Raw genomic sequence first — 15,122 nt, forward strand, 5'->3', positions numbered from 1 at the left:
TCAACCATGTGCTCGAGCACCCGGGGACCTGCGATGCTGCCCTCCTTGGTAACGTGTCCGATAACAAGCGTGGTAATGTCCTGTTTCTTGGCCAGCTGCTGCAACAGCGCTGCACATTCCTTTACCTGCTGGATGCTCCCCGCCATGCTCGTCAGTTCGGTACGGAATACCGTTTGAATGGAATCCACAATCAGCAGGTCGGGGTTCATTTTACGGGCTTCCCTAAGCACGTTATCGATGTTTGTATCGGTATAGACATAAAAATTAGCCGAGTCCACCCCCAGGCGCCTGGCTCGCTGGCGGATTTGTCCCGCCGATTCCTCCCCCGCACAGTACAATATTTTAAGCTCCGGGTTGGCCTTGCCGATCTGCAGGGTAAGTGTGCTCTTCCCGATGCCGGGATCGCCCCCCACGAGGACAAACGAGCCCGATACAAATCCACCGCCCAGCACCCGGTCCAGCTCCTGAATATGACTCATAAACCGCTCTTTCGCATACGACTCGATATCATCCAGCTTCTGGGGCGGCGGCGACTCTTCGAGTCCCTCTACCTTGCCCTTGTGCTCTTTCTCGGAAGCCGGCTTCCGCTCCACTTTAAACTCCTTGAAGGTATGCCAGCTCCCGCAATTCGGGCAGTTTCCCAGCCATTTTGTGGCCGTATGCCCACATTCGTCGCAGACATACTGCATTCGATCTTTAGCCATAGCTATGCCGATTTGGATGAAGAGAGGTCGCTTTCTACCGTTTTCTCCGTCAGATCTTCGAAATTGTCGACCACTGAACGATTGATGTACCAGGTCGTCGCCATCATGCCGAGACCCACGGTGATATAATAACTTATTATGCGCCATGCGAATACAGCAAGGCCGATAAACGCTTTGCGATCAATAAGCGGCCCCTGGAAAATAGCAAAAAGTCCCTCCACCCCGCCGCTTCCGCCGGGTGTAGGCATGATCAGAAAAGCCAGGTTCATGGCCAGGCTACGCAGAACAGATAAAATAACATCGACGGGTAGCAAGCTCAGCACGACTATGGTTGGCAAGGCAATACGGCACAACCACGACATCGTTGACAGGAGGAATGTGTTCACCAAAAAGCTGGCGGGCTTCTTACGCAGTTCGTGAGAATATTCGACCAGATTATCAGCTTCGGCATTGACTGTTTCCTGCCACTTCCGCAAAAAAGGAAGTTTGAATACCACACTCACTACTTTTTTAATGGCATTGGGATTTTTCAATACCCCGTAGGCCATCAAACCGGCATAGCTTAGGAGTCCGATATACAGGAGAACCATGGAAGCATGGCCGATCATTCCGGTATTGTCGGGCACCACCTCATAAAAAAAAGCTGCAACAACCAGAATAGGAATCGCCAGGGCAAACCATAGCTGGTCAAGCAATACGCTGTACAGTATGATTGCGGTCGACTGTCCCAGTTTAAACCCTTCTTTTGTCAGAGCATAGGTAGCCATTGGCGCGCCGCCGATGGTAGAAGGCGTTATGGACGAAGTAAAATCCCAGCTAAGCATCACCCTGAAAGAGGCCATCCATCCCAGTTTTTTTTCTGACAGATAGCGAATCTTGGCGGCCACAAACCAAAGCCTGAGAAAAGAAACCACGATCGCAAGAACAATGCCCGGTAATCGTTTTACCCTCAAATGCTTGAGTACCCCGGGCGTATATGTATAGTAAATAAGAAATCCCATCGTAGCCACGCTCAGGGCTATCGATATAAAAAGATATTTCTTGGAGAAATACTTCTTGGGATCTTCCTGTATTTGTTCGTCGCTATTTACCAAAGGAAAAGATTTTAGGACTTGCCGTTAGTCAAAAAAACCGATAGGCCAAAATAGACATCACAGTTAAATAATAGAAATACAAATACTATCGTTCTCTTCAATCTGTCATCCGATGATTAAAAAAAAGGTCCTATGGAATGCTCCATAGGACCCTAAGACGAATGCTGATAATGTTATGCTACGGTAATATCCTCATCCAGATAGACATCCTGAATAAAGTTAAGCAGCTTAACTCCTTCTTTCAGCGGACGTTGAAAGGCTTTACGGCCGCTAATGAGGCCCATGCCGCCGGCGCGCTTGTTAATCACAGCTGTTCGGACAGCCTGGGCAAAATCATTTTCTCCGGAACCTCCGCCCGAATTAATCAGCCCGGCGCGGCCCATATAGCAGTTTGCCACTTGATAGCGGGTGAGATCTATGGGGTGTTCACTGGCCAGCTTGTTATAGATATCCTCATCGAGCTTGCCATAAGAAGAATCTCCCATATTCAGGGCCTTGTATCCTCCATTATTCGTCGGCTGCTTCTGCTTGATTATGTCGGCCTGAAGCGTTACCCCCAGGTGGTTCGCCTGACCCGTAAGGTCGGCTGATGCGTGATAATCTTCCCCATCCACCTTAAAAGCTGAATTTCGGGTATAGCACCAGAGAATAGTGGCCAGTCCCAGTTCGTGCGCACGTTCAAAAGCGCGGGCGACTTCCTGAATTTGACGGCTGGATTCTTCCGAACCAAAATAGATCGTAGCTCCTACCGCTACAGCCCCCATATCGTAGGCACGTTCGACCGAACCGAACATCACCTGATCGTACGTATTCGGATAGGTCATCAGCTCATTGTGATTGATTTTAACAATAAAAGGAATCTTATGCGCATACTTTCGAGCTACCGCTCCCAATACCCCGAAAGTGGAAGCAACACCGTTGCACCCTCCTTCAATGGCCAGTTTTATAATATTTTCGGGATCAAAATAGTCGGGATTGGGTGCGAATGAGGCTCCACCGGAGTGTTCAACTCCCTGGTCCACCGGTAAAATGGAGGTAAAGCCGGTACCTCCCAGCCGGCCGTGATCCAGCAACGCCTGCAGGTTCCGCAGTACCCGTGGATTCCGATCGGACTGGTACCATACCTCATCTACGTAAGAGGGAGAGGGCAGGTGGAGTTTGTCTTTGGATATTGTGTCACATTTGTGAGTCAGCAAATCTTCTGCTTCATCACCTAAAAGTTCTTTTATGCTTTTGGATGCTAATGCCATGATCCCGTTTTCTAAGAGATTAAATTTATATTATAAATGATTGAAGAGACTATTATAACAATTTTCGCTGTTCATATCATTAGTCAAATAAAGATTCTTTTTTAGGGCCCATGTATGGAAACAGCTCTGTATTTTGAGTGAGGAGCAAAATCCAAAAAGATTGCAGGATATCCGTCTTGCCAGCTAAGACAGCGGGAGAAACCGCGGTGGGACATTGCACTATTATAGGTTGAATCCCAGCGTCAGCATCACAGAGGGTACGGGCAGAACGAGAGGCATTTTTTACGACCCGTGATGCCGGATTACCAATTCGTCAATCCAGCCGTAAAGCACGCTGAGGAAAATACCTGCCACCCCGCCATATAAAATTGAAAAGGCAAGAGCGTGCTCGCCAACCCACACAGCTGACACCCCTATTGAAAATACGATCCATGACAGAATGAAGACTCCGAGACATCGAATAAAGAACGCCATAACAGATCACCTTTCTTTGATATTGGCAGTTAACCGGATATTGGCAGTTAACCATAATTAATAGCTAATAACGCTAATATCTAAAGTATAAATAACGCGTTGCGCCGCTGGTTTCCAAATAATCTTTCAGGGTCCTCATGCCGTAATTTTTTGCTTCTCTTCCCGTTCGAATTCCTCCTTCAGGAAGGTCCCCGTAGCACTTCCTTCTATTTCAGCCACTTCTTCCGGCGTTCCTTTGGCAATAATCTCTCCTCCCTCCTGTCCCCCTTCGGGGCCCAAATCAATAATCCAGTCTGCCGCTTTGATCAAATCCAGGTTGTGTTCAATGACGATGACCGTATTACCCTTGTCCACCAACCGCTGAGCCACATCCACCAGCAGGCGAACATCCTGGAAATGCAGTCCGGTCGTTGGCTCATCCATAATATAGAGCGTATCGCCAGTACCCACCTTGGCCAGCTCGCGCGCCAGCTTAATACGCTGTGCTTCGCCCCCGGAAAGGGTCGTACTTGGTTGTCCCAGCCGCAGGTATCCGAGTCCCACATCGACAAGCGTACCCAGAATACGGTTAATGGCCGGAACGGAGTCAAAAAACTCGTGGGCTTCACGAATGGACATATTCAGCACATCCGAAATGTTTTTTCCCTTGTAGTAGATTTCCAGGGTCTCACGGTTATACCGCTTTCCGTTGCAGGTTTCACAATCCACATAAACGTCGGGCAGGAAATTCATCTCGATTTTGCGAACGCCATCCCCGTTGCAGGCCTCGCAACGGCCGCCTTTCACATTGAAGGAAAAGCGCCCCTGGTCATATCCCCGGATCTTGGATTCCGGCAGCTGGGCGAAGAGCTTGCGGATGTGATCAAAAACTTTCGTGTATGTCCCTGGATTTGACCGCGGGGTGCGTCCGATCGGACTCTGGTCGACGGAAATAATCTTGTCGAGGTTATCAATGCCGTGTACCTCGTCGTACGGCAGCGGCACCGATTTAGAATTATAAAATTCAGTAGAGAGGATAGGCTCAAGCGTCTGGTTGATAAGCGAACTTTTGCCGCTTCCGCTCACGCCGGTCACACAGATAAACTTCCCCAGCGGTATATCCACATCCACCTGCTTGAGGTTATGCCCGCGTGCCCCTTCCAGCCGAACGGTTTTTCCGCTGCCTTCCCGCCGCTCTTCCGAATACGGAACCGTCTCCTCATCATTCAGAAACCTGGCTGTCATCGAGTCGGGATCAAGCTCTTCCGGCCGTCCCTCCGTCACTATTTCCCCGCCGTGCTCTCCCGCGCCGGGACCCAGGTCCAAGACGTAATCGGCCTGTTCGATGGTTTCTCGATCGTGTTCGACCACGATGACACTGTTGCCCAGGTCGCGCAGGGTCTCCAGGGAACGAATAAGCTTAATGTTATCCCGCTGGTGCAGGCCGATACTTGGTTCGTCCAGGATGTAAAGGACCCCGACCAGCTGGGTGCCGATCTGCGTGGCCAGCCGGATGCGCTGGGCTTCCCCTCCACTGAGCGTCTGGGCCTCGCGGTCGAGCGTAAGATAATTGAGGCCCACATTCAACAGAAAATCCACCCGGTCACGTACCTCCTTCAATACCTGGCTGCCAATTTTCTGCTGTCGTCCATCCAGCTCCAGGTTATTCAAGGTATGACGCAATGTTTTGATATCCAGTTCCACCAGGTCATCGATCGAATAACCGTCAATTTTGTACGAAAGCGATTCTTTATTCAGTCGGCCGCCCCCGCAGTCGGGACAGGCGATCTTACTCATATAGGCTTTCGCTTTATCACGCTTTTTATTGGATTTGCTTTCCCTGTACTGCTCACGTATCATATTACGCAATCCATCGAAGGAGTGCTTGTAGGTGACATTGTCCTGGCGGAAGTCGTAGCTTACATCGTACTTCCTGTCACCGCCTCCCTCGAACAACAGATCCAGCGCTTCCTCGGAAAATTCATTAATGGGTGTTTCAAAGTCCAGATCGAGTGTCTTTAAAACGGCTTTCAGCTGTTTAAAAGCAAAAATATCGCGCGGTTTTCCCAAAAAGCGAATAGCCCCCTCTTCGATCGTCTGCTCTTTGTTGGGGATGACCAGGTTGCGGTCGACATCATAGGTGTAGCCCAGGCCGTCGCAGTTCTGGCAGGCGCCGTAGGGCGAATTAAAGGAGAACATGTTCGGGGCGGGATCTTCGTAGGCGAGGCCGCTTTCCGGGTCGAACAAATTTTGGGAATACAGATGATCGTCAAATCCGCCCTCTTCATTCGGGACCGATAAAATGACGTTGCCTTCCGCCATCTCCAGCGCCAGTCGCACGCTTTCGGCAATGCGCTTTTCGCTTTTCCGGTTAATTACAAAGCGGTCGACGACGACCTCAATATTGTGTGTCTTATAGCGATCCACTTTCATCCCCTCTTTGATATCCATCAGCTCTCCATCCACCCGGACCTGCACGAACCCCTGCTTCATCGTCTGTTCGAACAGCTCCCGGTAGTGACCCTTGCGTCCCCGCACCACCGGCGCCAGGCAGTAGGCCTTGGTGCCTTCGGGCATATCCATGATGGTAGAGACCACCTCTTCGGAGGTCTGCTTAGACATCCTGTTCCCCGTCTTCCAGGAATAGGGTACCCCGATGCGAGCGTAGAGCAGCCGCAGGAAGTCATAAATCTCGGTTACCGTCCCCACCGTCGACCGCGGGTTCCGGTTGGTCGTCTTCTGGTCAATTGAGATCACCGGCGATAGCCCATCTATAAAATCCACTTCGGGACGCTCCATCATGCCCAGGAACTGGCGTGCGTAAGCCGACAGTGATTCCAGGAAACGCCGCTGTCCTTCCGCATAGATCGTATCGAAAGCAAGCGACGACTTGCCGGATCCCGATATGCCGGTGACGACCACCAGCTTTTCCCGGGGAATATTAACATCAATATTTTTTAAGTTGTGTTCGCGCGCGCCGCGGATAACTATATTTTCTCGCAAAAGGGGGACAATCTTTAGGTTCAATTAAACTTTTAAAGATACAGATAAATCGTATTTTTTGAAGCCTTAAATTCTTAAAAATTTTGACTTTGTCGTTCTCGTATATAACCGAAATATCCTCGCATTCATTCAACCTCCATGGAGCAATATTCTATTGACCTGATCCGGCTTTTCAAATTCAGTTTTCATCTATACAAAAAGTATCTCTCGTTTATAATCGGTATAGCTGTCACCTACTACGTACTGGCAATTATACCGCAGGTTTATCTCATGCTCTATTCACCGGAAGAACCCTCCCTGCAGCTCCAAATTCTCTCCATTGCATTAACAGTATTCCAACTCTTCCTGAGTCTTGGGTTTTATAAAATCATACTATTGCTCATCGATGACAGGTATGTGGAAGTAGCAGACCTGTTCAACAGCATCACACCATTTCCAGCCTATTTTATGGCCTATCTGCTTTATATGATTGCTGTCGTCGTCGGACTGTTTCTGTTTGTACTGCCCGGCATATTTATCGCTATACGATTTCAGTTTTATCCCTATTACCTGTTGGAGGATACCCATTCCGCTATTACTGCACTGCAAAAAAGCTATTACCAGACGGAACATCTTACCCTTGAACTCTTTCTGTTCGGCGCGGTTGTCGTGGTACTCAATATCCTCGGGGCCCTCTTCTTCGGCATTGGCATTATCCTGACCTATCCCCTGACCACTATGGCTACCGCCGTGATTTATAAACATTTGAGCTCTGGTGTTACGGTCATCCCCTCCACCCCGTACCAGCTTTGAAGGGAACAATATCATGCAGAAATCGTAACACAACAGAAGAATCTTTTGCAAAACCGGTATCACTCTTTCCGGTTTCCAGGTACGGGATCTATTCTATTGCATACAACAGAACCAAATAGCTTCTAACATACTTTACAGTAGATACTGAAAGAAGAAGTTTGTCCCGACTGCTCTCGGTGTTCAGCGTGGACGGGACTGGGTTTTGCAATGATCTCTACAGTTAATATGGATCCTGATCTTGCAGAAAAATATATATTCCTTATTGCTCATGAAACCGATCTGTCGCAATCTCGCATTATTCATTGCCTTTTGCTTGCTGTGGACCTCCTGTAAAATTCTTGAGCCGCCTGAAAGCGATGCTCCCGGCAAAGTGGGTACGTTATATCCTTTTGTGAAAGGTCAGCAGGTCGGTTTTATGGATGAACATTTGATCCAGCGTATTTCCCCGCAGTTTCAGCTCCGCAGCGGCGATAGCTGGCCCTATTCTTTCTCAGAAGGACTGGCGGTTGTGTATCGTTCCAACGTGGCTGGCTACATCGACCGGGAGGGAGCTATAGCTATCAAGCCGCGCTTTGAGGAAGCGCACTCCTTCTCTGAGAACCTGGCCCGGGTTCAGTCCGACGGCCAGTATGGGTTTATCAGTCATTCCGGCCGTTTCGTGATTCAGCCGCAATTTCACCGGGCGTTCGACTTCCGGAACGGGCGTGCTGCCGTCCAGAAAGAACGGGGAGGTGAATGGGGTTTTATAAACACAGACGGAACCTTTGCGGTTGAACCGCAGTTCAGCGCCGCCGAGAATTTTTCGGACGGACGGGCTCTCGTTCAGACCTCAACTCACCGGGAATGGGGGTATATTAACCGGTCGGGCGAGATGGTCGTCCCACCCCGCTACCGGGAAGCAAAATCATTTTCCGACGGGCTGGCACCGGTGCAGCTGGAATTTCAGCAGTGGGGTTATATCGACACCAACGGAGAGGTAGCCATTCCCTCAAAATTCCTGGATGCCGAACCTTTTTCTGAAGGGATAGCTGCCGTAGCGATGCCGGAAAGCGATGCCAACCTGGACCAGAAGAAATACGGGTATATCGATAAAGAAGGAGCATTTATCATCGCTCCCGAATATGACCGGGCCTATTCATTCCGTGAGGGACAAGCACGAGTCCGGCAAAACGGGCGGGTAGGCTTTGTGGACCGGCGGGGACGGTTAACTGCGGATCCTATTTATGATCGGGCGTGGGATTTCAGGAACGGGTTTGCGCTGGTAAATCTTGGAAATAAATACGGTTATATTAATAAACAGGGAATTTTAGTGCTTGAACCTGTAGACTGAGGCTCTGTGCCCTTTTATAAGAGACCTTTTGGAAAACCAGGAAATCTGATACCATATCAAAGCCCGATCGAATTCAACGATAGACCAAAAGAACGGTTTTGCAAGGCCTCTTATAATTGTGATTGCTCTCACACGTATTTTTCTGTATTTTCAGGGTTTCACTGAACTACTTATCGATAAGAATATAGCATGTTTTCCAAACAAACCGTAGCTCCTGAAGTGGCAAACCCCAAAGACTGGTCTCCAACATCCTGGAAAGAATTTCCTATTAAACAGCTTCCCACCTACCCGGATAAAGCCGAATTGGAACAGGTCTACCGGCAGCTTCAAAATAATCCCCCGCTGATTACTTCATGGGAAATACAAGCCCTCAAAGATAAGCTGGCCGAAGTAGCTGCCGGCAAAGGCTTTTTGCTGCAGGGAGGCGATTGTGCCGAGAGCTTTGACGGCTGCGAATCGACAAAGATTGTCAATCTTCTGAAGGTTTTATTGCAGATGAGCTTCATTCTCATCCATGAGATGGAGACGCCCGTTGTACGGGTCGGACGTATTGCCGGACAGTATGCCAAGCCCCGTTCACGCGATTTTGAAGTGGTAGAAGGAGAGAAGATCCATAATTACCGCGGGGATCTGATCAACAGTATCAATCCCACGCGCGAAGACCGCGTACCCGATCCGCAGAGACTGCTCACCGGATACAATAAGGCGGCACTGACCCTTAATTTTCTGCGGGCTCTGGCTGACGAGGGATTTGCCGACCTGCATCATCCCGAGTACTGGGAGCTGGATTTTATGCGGGAGAATGAGTACTACAAAGAATACGAAGAGATGGTCAACTCTATCCAAAAAGCGGTGAGCTTTATGGAGACCATTACACCCAACTCTTTTAATACGGCGCAGAGAGTGAATATTTATACCTCGCACGAGAGTTTGAACCTTCATTATGATTCGGCGCAAACCCGTAAAGTGCCCCGGCGCGAAGGCTGGTTCAACCTGAGTGCCCACATGGTGTGGTTAGGCAATCGGACCCGGGACCTGGACGGGGCCCACGTGGAATACCTGCGGGGTATCCGTAACCCTATCGGAATTAAAATTGGTCCGAATTATGACCTGGATCATACCTTGAAACTGATCAACCGGCTGAACCCCATACACGAGCAGGGTAAAATTGTGCTGATCAGCCGGTTCGGCAAAGATGAAGTAGAGAAGGGATTACCGGATCTCATCCGTCAGATCAAACATGAAGGCATGCCGGTGGTATGGAGCTGCGATCCCATGCACGGCAATACTTTTGCGACAAACGATGATTTCAAAACCCGCAACTTTGATGACATTGTCTCTGAAATACGCAAGACTTTTGCTATTCACCGCGATCAGGGCAGTTATCTCGGCGGGGTACATCTCGAACTTACCGGCGATAACGTGACGGAGTGTGTGGGCGGAGCCAAAGGACTTCACGAGGGCGAGCTGCATAACAATTACGAGACCTACTGCGACCCGCGCCTGAATTACCAGCAAAGCCTGGAATTAGCCTTCCTGATTGCCAAGGAATGGAAAAAAAGCCATGCGTAGGACTTAGGAACTAATAACCAGTTCACCGGCAGGTATTCCCCTGCAATGTAAATGGGATCCCTTTTGATTTTCAAGGCGCCCAGGCGCTAAGATTGAACGTTCATGTCCCCCGTGGTTTTCAGCGGCGGCGCAGGCGTCTGGTTCTGGTATTCTTCGAGCGTAAACTCATCAACCTGAACCAGGTCAAGCCGCGCATCTTCAGCCTCGCGAATCAGCTCAGCCTCTTCGGATGAAATAATCCCTTTCTCCAGGGCTTCTTCGATTACAAACCGGGGCTGTGTTTTAGGCAGCTCTTTTTTCTTCGTCGCCTTATAGATCTTCTTATATACAGCTTCGGCATCTTCCAGTGCCTGCAGGGCGTAGTCGTACCGTCCCATCGCCTGTTCCTTATCCCCGGGAAGGTAGATACCGTCAGTCAGGCGATCTCGCTGCCGGCCGGGTTTCTGCATTGCCTGGGCCACCCTGTGTCCCAGCTCATCGGACGGCATGGCCCCTATCCTGTTCATCCTCGACCAAAGGGCAATAGGTCCGCGGAACAGCCAGCTGAGTCCGGGCACCTGTATTTCCCGATAAATGGCGTCAAAGGCTTCCTGGATCTGCGCAAAAGCGTATTGCATCGCCCATTCAAAAAATATGCGATCTTCTTCCTTCTGTCCCTCGGCATCATAGCGGCGCAGCGTGGTGGTAGCCAGGTACATCCAGCTGAGAATATCGGCAAACCGCCCGCTTATTTTCTCCTTTATTTTAAGTCCCCCTCCATAAGAGCCCAGCGCAACATCCGCGAGGAAAGCAAAGGAAGCCGAGGCCCATGACAACTTTTTATAGTATGTGGAAGCCGCACCGCCAACCGGCGATGAGGCAATGGAACCACGTGTTACGCTCAACAGAAAGGCCCTCGCCGTATTGCGGACAATATGGCCGATATGCTTCCAGAAGACATCGTCAAAAGCTTTGACATCCCCCCTTGTCAGGGCATCGATTTCATTATACGCGTAGGGATGGCAACGGATGGCGCCCTGCCCGAATATCATCAGGCTTCGGGCCAGAATATTCGCTCCCTCCACCGTAATCGCAATCGGCAGCGCGGTATACTGGTGGGCAAAAATGTTGCGGGGTCCCCGTGAAATACCCGCCCCACCCTGAATATCCATGGCATCGTTTACGATCTTGCGTCCCAGCTCCGTAAAGTTATATTTGGCTATAGCCGTAATGACCGCCGGCTTTTCTCCCGTATCCAGGGCGGCACAGGTATACCGCCGGGCGGCATCCATCAGGTAATTAAATCCGCCGATGCGAGCCATGGGTTCTTCAATGCCTTCGAACTTGCCGATATTAATTCCAAACTGGCGCCGCACGGCCGTATAGGCACCGATCGCCCGGGTAGCAACTTTAGCGCCCCCCGCACTCTGGGCGGGCAGCGAGATACCACGTCCCACTCCCAGCGATTCCATCAGCATTTGCCAGCCGTTTCCGGCCTGTTCGGGACCCCCGATAATCTGATCAATTGATACCACGGCATCATCACCGTTAATCGGACAGTTATAAAACGGGATTCCCAGGGGATCGTGGCGCCGCCCCAGCCGGATGCCTTCGGTATCGCTGGGAATCAGGGCGCAGGTAATACCCAGATCCTTGCCTTTACCCAAATGATTTTCCGGGTCTTCCAATTTAAAGGCCAGTCCGATAATCGTTGATATGGCCGCCAGGGTAATATAGCGCTTTTCGAAATTAAGCCTGATATACAGTTCTCCATCCTCTCCCTTAAAGACTTCTCCTTCCGCGGTCATAGCGCCGGCATCGGAACCCGCGGTCGATTCAGTGAGAGCAAAACAAGGCATTTCCTCTCCTGTCGCCAGTTCCGGCAGGTAACGATCTTTCTGTTCCTGTGTCCCATAGTGCATTAAAAGCTCCGCCGGTCCCAGTGAATTCGGAACCATTACGGTGGTCGCCAGCGGCCCGCAACGGGAAGCCAGCTTTGCAATAATGGCGCTGTGCGCAGTAGCCGAAAAATTATATCCGCCGTACTCCTCGGGAATAATCAAGCCGAAAAACTTGTGTTCCCGCATATAATCCCAGACTTCATCCGTAAAGCCCTTGCGTACATACACATCCCAGTCATCGACCATACTGCAGAGCTCTTCAACCGGTCCCTCTAAAAAAGCTTGTTCGTCATCCGATAGTTCAGGATAAGATTCGCTGGCCAATCGCTCCAAGTCCGGCTTTCCCGAGAACAGCTCGGCATCCACCCATACATTTCCCGCTTCAATGGCCGTACGTTCTGTTTCTGAAATGACCGGAAGAAAATTCAGCGTATCCAGCAGCTTCATCAACGGACCCGTTAAAACGGTTCGACGGATAGCTTTTATATTGAACAGCAGTACCAGCGCCCCATATACCACAAACAGCCAGGCCGGCGCTGAAAATCCCCAAAGCACAACAAAACCCCCGATCGCCCACACCCAGAGTGGGGCGCCCCAAAAAGCAAGCAGTGTGGCCACAATAACCATACTTACAAAAACCGCCCAAAATGGATACTGAAATAAAAAACCCAAACTCTCACTTAAAAAATCCATAACATTACCTCACCACTGAGTTATACTTAATTATCTATGATATTTTCCATCTTTAGCGAATCGTGCGTTATATATCCACTGATAATATGATTAATGGCTTCTTCGATAAATTCGTTCTGATCGATCCGCCTGTCAAGCCGCTCCGATAACACTACTGACATGACCCCATGCAGTTGCGCCCAAAAAGTATAGGCAGCTATGTTTGGCTTCTCTTCTTCCATTTTACCGCTGTTTATCCCCTCTTTTAAGACCTCCAGCACCAGCCCGTATCCCTTTCGGGCCTTGCGAAATTTCTCCTTCGGATAGCGGGTCATCTCATCGGAACTAACCAGGTAGATAACCTGGTACTCCCGGGGATGCTTGAGAGCAAAGCTTACATATGTTTGGGCAAGCGCCTCTAACTTTTTGACCGGCGATTCTTTATTAACTACACAAATCTCCAGCGCTCTGTTCAACCGTTCAATGGCTTCTTCAATAAGTGTGTGAACGAGATCATCTTTGCTATCAAAATGAAGATAAATACTGGTTGCACTTACTCCGATACTGCGGGCAATTTTGCGCAATGACAAGTTACGGTATCCATCCGAGAGCAGAACGTCCCGGGCTGCACTTATAATCCGAAGCTTTAAACTTTGTTTATTCATCTCTTTCATAGGTAGCAGTTAACACCGTTAAGTTGTAAGTAAACATTTCTGAGGTCATAAAGCAATCTTATTTTTAAAAAGGTTACGCAAACTTCCCCAATAGATCAAAAAGAATAGTTAGTCCCATCCCATTTAGTGGTTAAAAAAATAACTTTCCCGCTTTCGATTACTATTGTATATGAATATACTCCCTATCCTCTAATCATATTTTTTTTAATACTTTCACATATCTGCTAACATAGAATAATGCAGGAAATCTGAAAGGTTCGGCCGGGTTGTGGCTTTACATACCTCCCAAAAATGTTATCTGCTTAAGAGGATATTGTAAAAGCAGGGATTTTGTTCAAGGTTAAGGCTCAGGGGGTTACAATCGCGGCATATGGCTCATTTCAACCGACCGGCAGCGGCGGCATCGGGCAAAAGACCGGTTCTGTAACATCCCCTATAAAATAGGATCGCCCGGCAACGTAAAACGGAGATAGGAAATCGTCTTTCCCTTTTTCAGGTGTTTCCGTTCAAAATAGGTTTTTTGGGTGAGCAACGGATCCCCGGGCCGCTCTTCATATATATTCTCTACCCTCTCCAGGATCCTGCATCCTGTCTTTTCGATCACTCTCCGGGTATACGAAAAAAGCTGATCGCTGTCTGTTTTCAGCCGAATGGATCCGTCCCGCTGCAGGATGTTCTGATAGATATTCAGGAATTTGGGAGAGGTTAGTCGCTTGTTTCTATCGCTCCCCCGGGGATAGGGATCGGGAAACGTGATCCAGAGGTCCTCCACCTCCCCCGGGGCAAAATATTCGTCCAGGTGATCGATATATATTCGCAGAAAACGCACATTCCCCCGGTTGCTTTGCAGCGCCTCACGTGCTCCCTTCCAGATGCGGGCGCCTTTGATATCCACCCCTATAATATTCTTACCGGGATACTCTTCGCTGAGCGCCAGTGAATATTCCCCTTTCCCGCAGGCCAGCTCCAAAACGATCGGCTGCTCCTTTTCAAAGATATCGGAGTTCCACCGCCCCCTCGGCACCGGGACCTCCGTCTCGCGGAAATCGGTGTATTCAAGCACATTCTCAAATGCGGTTATATCCTCAAAACGCTCGAGTTTATTCCGTCCCATAATTCTACTATCAAGATATCTTGCTCAGGGAGAGAGGCGAAAAATTTCCCACAAGCCTTCCCCCTGCCTTTCATAGCATATACGATCGTGAAGGCGTCCCTTTCGTCCCTGCCAAAATTCGATGTACTCAGGTACCAGCAGGTATCCTCCCCAGAAGTCCGGCAGGGGCACCTCCTCATTTTCAAATCGCTTCTCTGCTTCCCTGAAGGTGTCCTCCAGCTCTTTGCGTGAATCCACCCTGCTGCTCTGCTGAGAGGCCCAGGCCCCCAGCTGGCTCAAGCGGGGGCGCCGCCGAAAATAGTCGGCCGACTTGGCACGGCTTACCTTCTTCACCTGTCCCTCTACGCGCACTTGTCGTTCCAGTGGAGGCCAGTAAAAACACAAAGCCGCCTGGGGATTTTCTTTCAGCTCCCTGCCTTTACGGCTGGCATAGTTCGTATAAAACCGGAACCCGTCTTGGTCCACCCCCTTGAGCAAGACAATGCGGGAAGCCGGCACCCCCTCCCCGGTTGCCGTCGCCAGTGTCATTGCATTGGGGTCGAGCAGATCAGCGGACAATGCCTGTTCAAACCAGATCATAAACT

The 15,122-nt window shown here is 49.8% G+C and carries 12 protein-coding genes; 3 read left to right on the plus strand and 9 right to left on the minus strand.

The genetic code is table 11. From position 1 onward, the window contains the following. The 5 genes from ACESLU_RS05170 to uvrA all read right to left on the minus strand — a co-directional run. Window positions 1-704 (minus strand): ATPase domain-containing protein (locus ACESLU_RS05170; RefSeq protein ID WP_372636107.1); only part of this gene is annotated, 704 nt, incomplete at its 3' end. Between the two features lie 2 nt (window positions 705-706). Then, entirely contained in the window at window positions 707-1,798 is a 1,092-nt protein-coding gene (locus ACESLU_RS05175; protein ID WP_372636110.1) for a YbhN family protein, read from the minus strand. A gap of 173 nt (window positions 1,799-1,971) precedes the next feature. After that, entirely contained in the window at window positions 1,972-3,048 is a 1,077-nt protein-coding gene (locus ACESLU_RS05180) for a class I fructose-bisphosphate aldolase (RefSeq protein ID WP_372636113.1), read from the minus strand. A gap of 282 nt (window positions 3,049-3,330) precedes the next feature. Continuing rightward, complete coding sequence (locus ACESLU_RS05185; protein WP_372636116.1) at window positions 3,331-3,522, minus strand: hypothetical protein; 192 nt, start codon at window positions 3,520-3,522, stop codon at window positions 3,331-3,333. 135 nt (window positions 3,523-3,657) lie between these two features. Then, on the minus strand, window positions 3,658-6,504 hold the full coding sequence (uvrA, locus tag ACESLU_RS05190) for an excinuclease ABC subunit UvrA (RefSeq protein WP_372636118.1): 2,847 nt from the start codon (window positions 6,502-6,504) through the stop codon (window positions 3,658-3,660). Between the two features lie 138 nt (window positions 6,505-6,642). Here uvrA and ACESLU_RS05195 point away from each other — a divergent pair, with 138 nt between their 5' ends. The 3 genes from ACESLU_RS05195 (at window position 6,643) to ACESLU_RS05205 (ending at window position 10,198) form a co-directional block, all read left to right on the plus strand. Next, complete coding sequence (locus tag ACESLU_RS05195; protein ID WP_372636121.1) at window positions 6,643-7,296, plus strand: hypothetical protein; 654 nt, start codon at window positions 6,643-6,645, stop codon at window positions 7,294-7,296. A 268-nt stretch (window positions 7,297-7,564) separates the two neighbouring features. Then, window positions 7,565-8,626 carry a WG repeat-containing protein gene (locus ACESLU_RS05200; protein WP_372636123.1) on the plus strand — a complete coding sequence of 354 codons (1,062 nt, stop codon included), beginning with the start codon at window positions 7,565-7,567 and terminating at the stop codon, window positions 8,624-8,626. Between the two features lie 189 nt (window positions 8,627-8,815). Then, the gene (locus ACESLU_RS05205) at window positions 8,816-10,198 is read left to right on the plus strand and encodes a class II 3-deoxy-7-phosphoheptulonate synthase (RefSeq protein ID WP_372636126.1); all 1,383 of its coding nucleotides are present in this window, start codon (window positions 8,816-8,818) and stop codon (window positions 10,196-10,198) included. 86 nt (window positions 10,199-10,284) lie between these two features. On the opposite strand, the gene ACESLU_RS05210 is transcribed toward ACESLU_RS05205, so the two are convergent. The 4 genes from ACESLU_RS05210 to pdxH form a co-directional block, all read right to left on the minus strand. Then, a complete protein-coding gene (locus ACESLU_RS05210; RefSeq protein ID WP_372636128.1) occupies window positions 10,285-12,771 on the minus strand; it encodes an acyl-CoA dehydrogenase in 2,487 nt (828 codons plus the stop codon). A gap of 26 nt (window positions 12,772-12,797) precedes the next feature. After that, on the minus strand, window positions 12,798-13,415 hold the full coding sequence (locus ACESLU_RS05215) for a TetR/AcrR family transcriptional regulator (protein WP_372636130.1): 618 nt from the start codon (window positions 13,413-13,415) through the stop codon (window positions 12,798-12,800). A 442-nt stretch (window positions 13,416-13,857) separates the two neighbouring features. Next, window positions 13,858-14,538, minus strand: coding sequence for a tRNA (guanosine(46)-N7)-methyltransferase TrmB (gene trmB / locus ACESLU_RS05220; protein ID WP_372636133.1), 681 nt, complete (start codon window positions 14,536-14,538; stop codon window positions 13,858-13,860). Between the two features lie 24 nt (window positions 14,539-14,562). Then, window positions 14,563-15,122, minus strand: a 560-nt coding sequence (pdxH, locus tag ACESLU_RS05225) for a pyridoxamine 5'-phosphate oxidase (RefSeq protein ID WP_372636135.1), incomplete at its 5' end; no start/stop codon positions are given.

It is taken from the genome of Fodinibius sp., assembly GCF_041642155.1.
Classification (GTDB): Bacteria; Bacteroidota; Rhodothermia; order Balneolales; family Balneolaceae; genus Fodinibius.

Coding starts and splice junctions, on each gene's coding strand:
- ACESLU_RS05180 (WP_372636113.1), bottom strand. CDS start 3,048: ATGGCATTAGCATCCAAAAGCATAAAAGAACTTTTAGGTGATGAAGCA.
- ACESLU_RS05185 (WP_372636116.1), bottom strand. CDS start 3,522: ATGGCGTTCTTTATTCGATGTCTCGGAGTCTTCATTCTGTCATGGATC.
- ACESLU_RS05195 (WP_372636121.1), top strand. CDS start 6,643: ATGGAGCAATATTCTATTGACCTGATCCGGCTTTTCAAATTCAGTTTT.
- ACESLU_RS05200 (WP_372636123.1), top strand. CDS start 7,565: ATGAAACCGATCTGTCGCAATCTCGCATTATTCATTGCCTTTTGCTTG.
- ACESLU_RS05205 (WP_372636126.1), top strand. CDS start 8,816: ATGTTTTCCAAACAAACCGTAGCTCCTGAAGTGGCAAACCCCAAAGAC.
- ACESLU_RS05210 (WP_372636128.1), bottom strand. CDS start 12,771: ATGGATTTTTTAAGTGAGAGTTTGGGTTTTTTATTTCAGTATCCATTT.
- ACESLU_RS05215 (WP_372636130.1), bottom strand. CDS start 13,415: ATGAATAAACAAAGTTTAAAGCTTCGGATTATAAGTGCAGCCCGGGAC.
- trmB (WP_372636133.1), bottom strand. CDS start 14,538: ATGGGACGGAATAAACTCGAGCGTTTTGAGGATATAACCGCATTTGAG.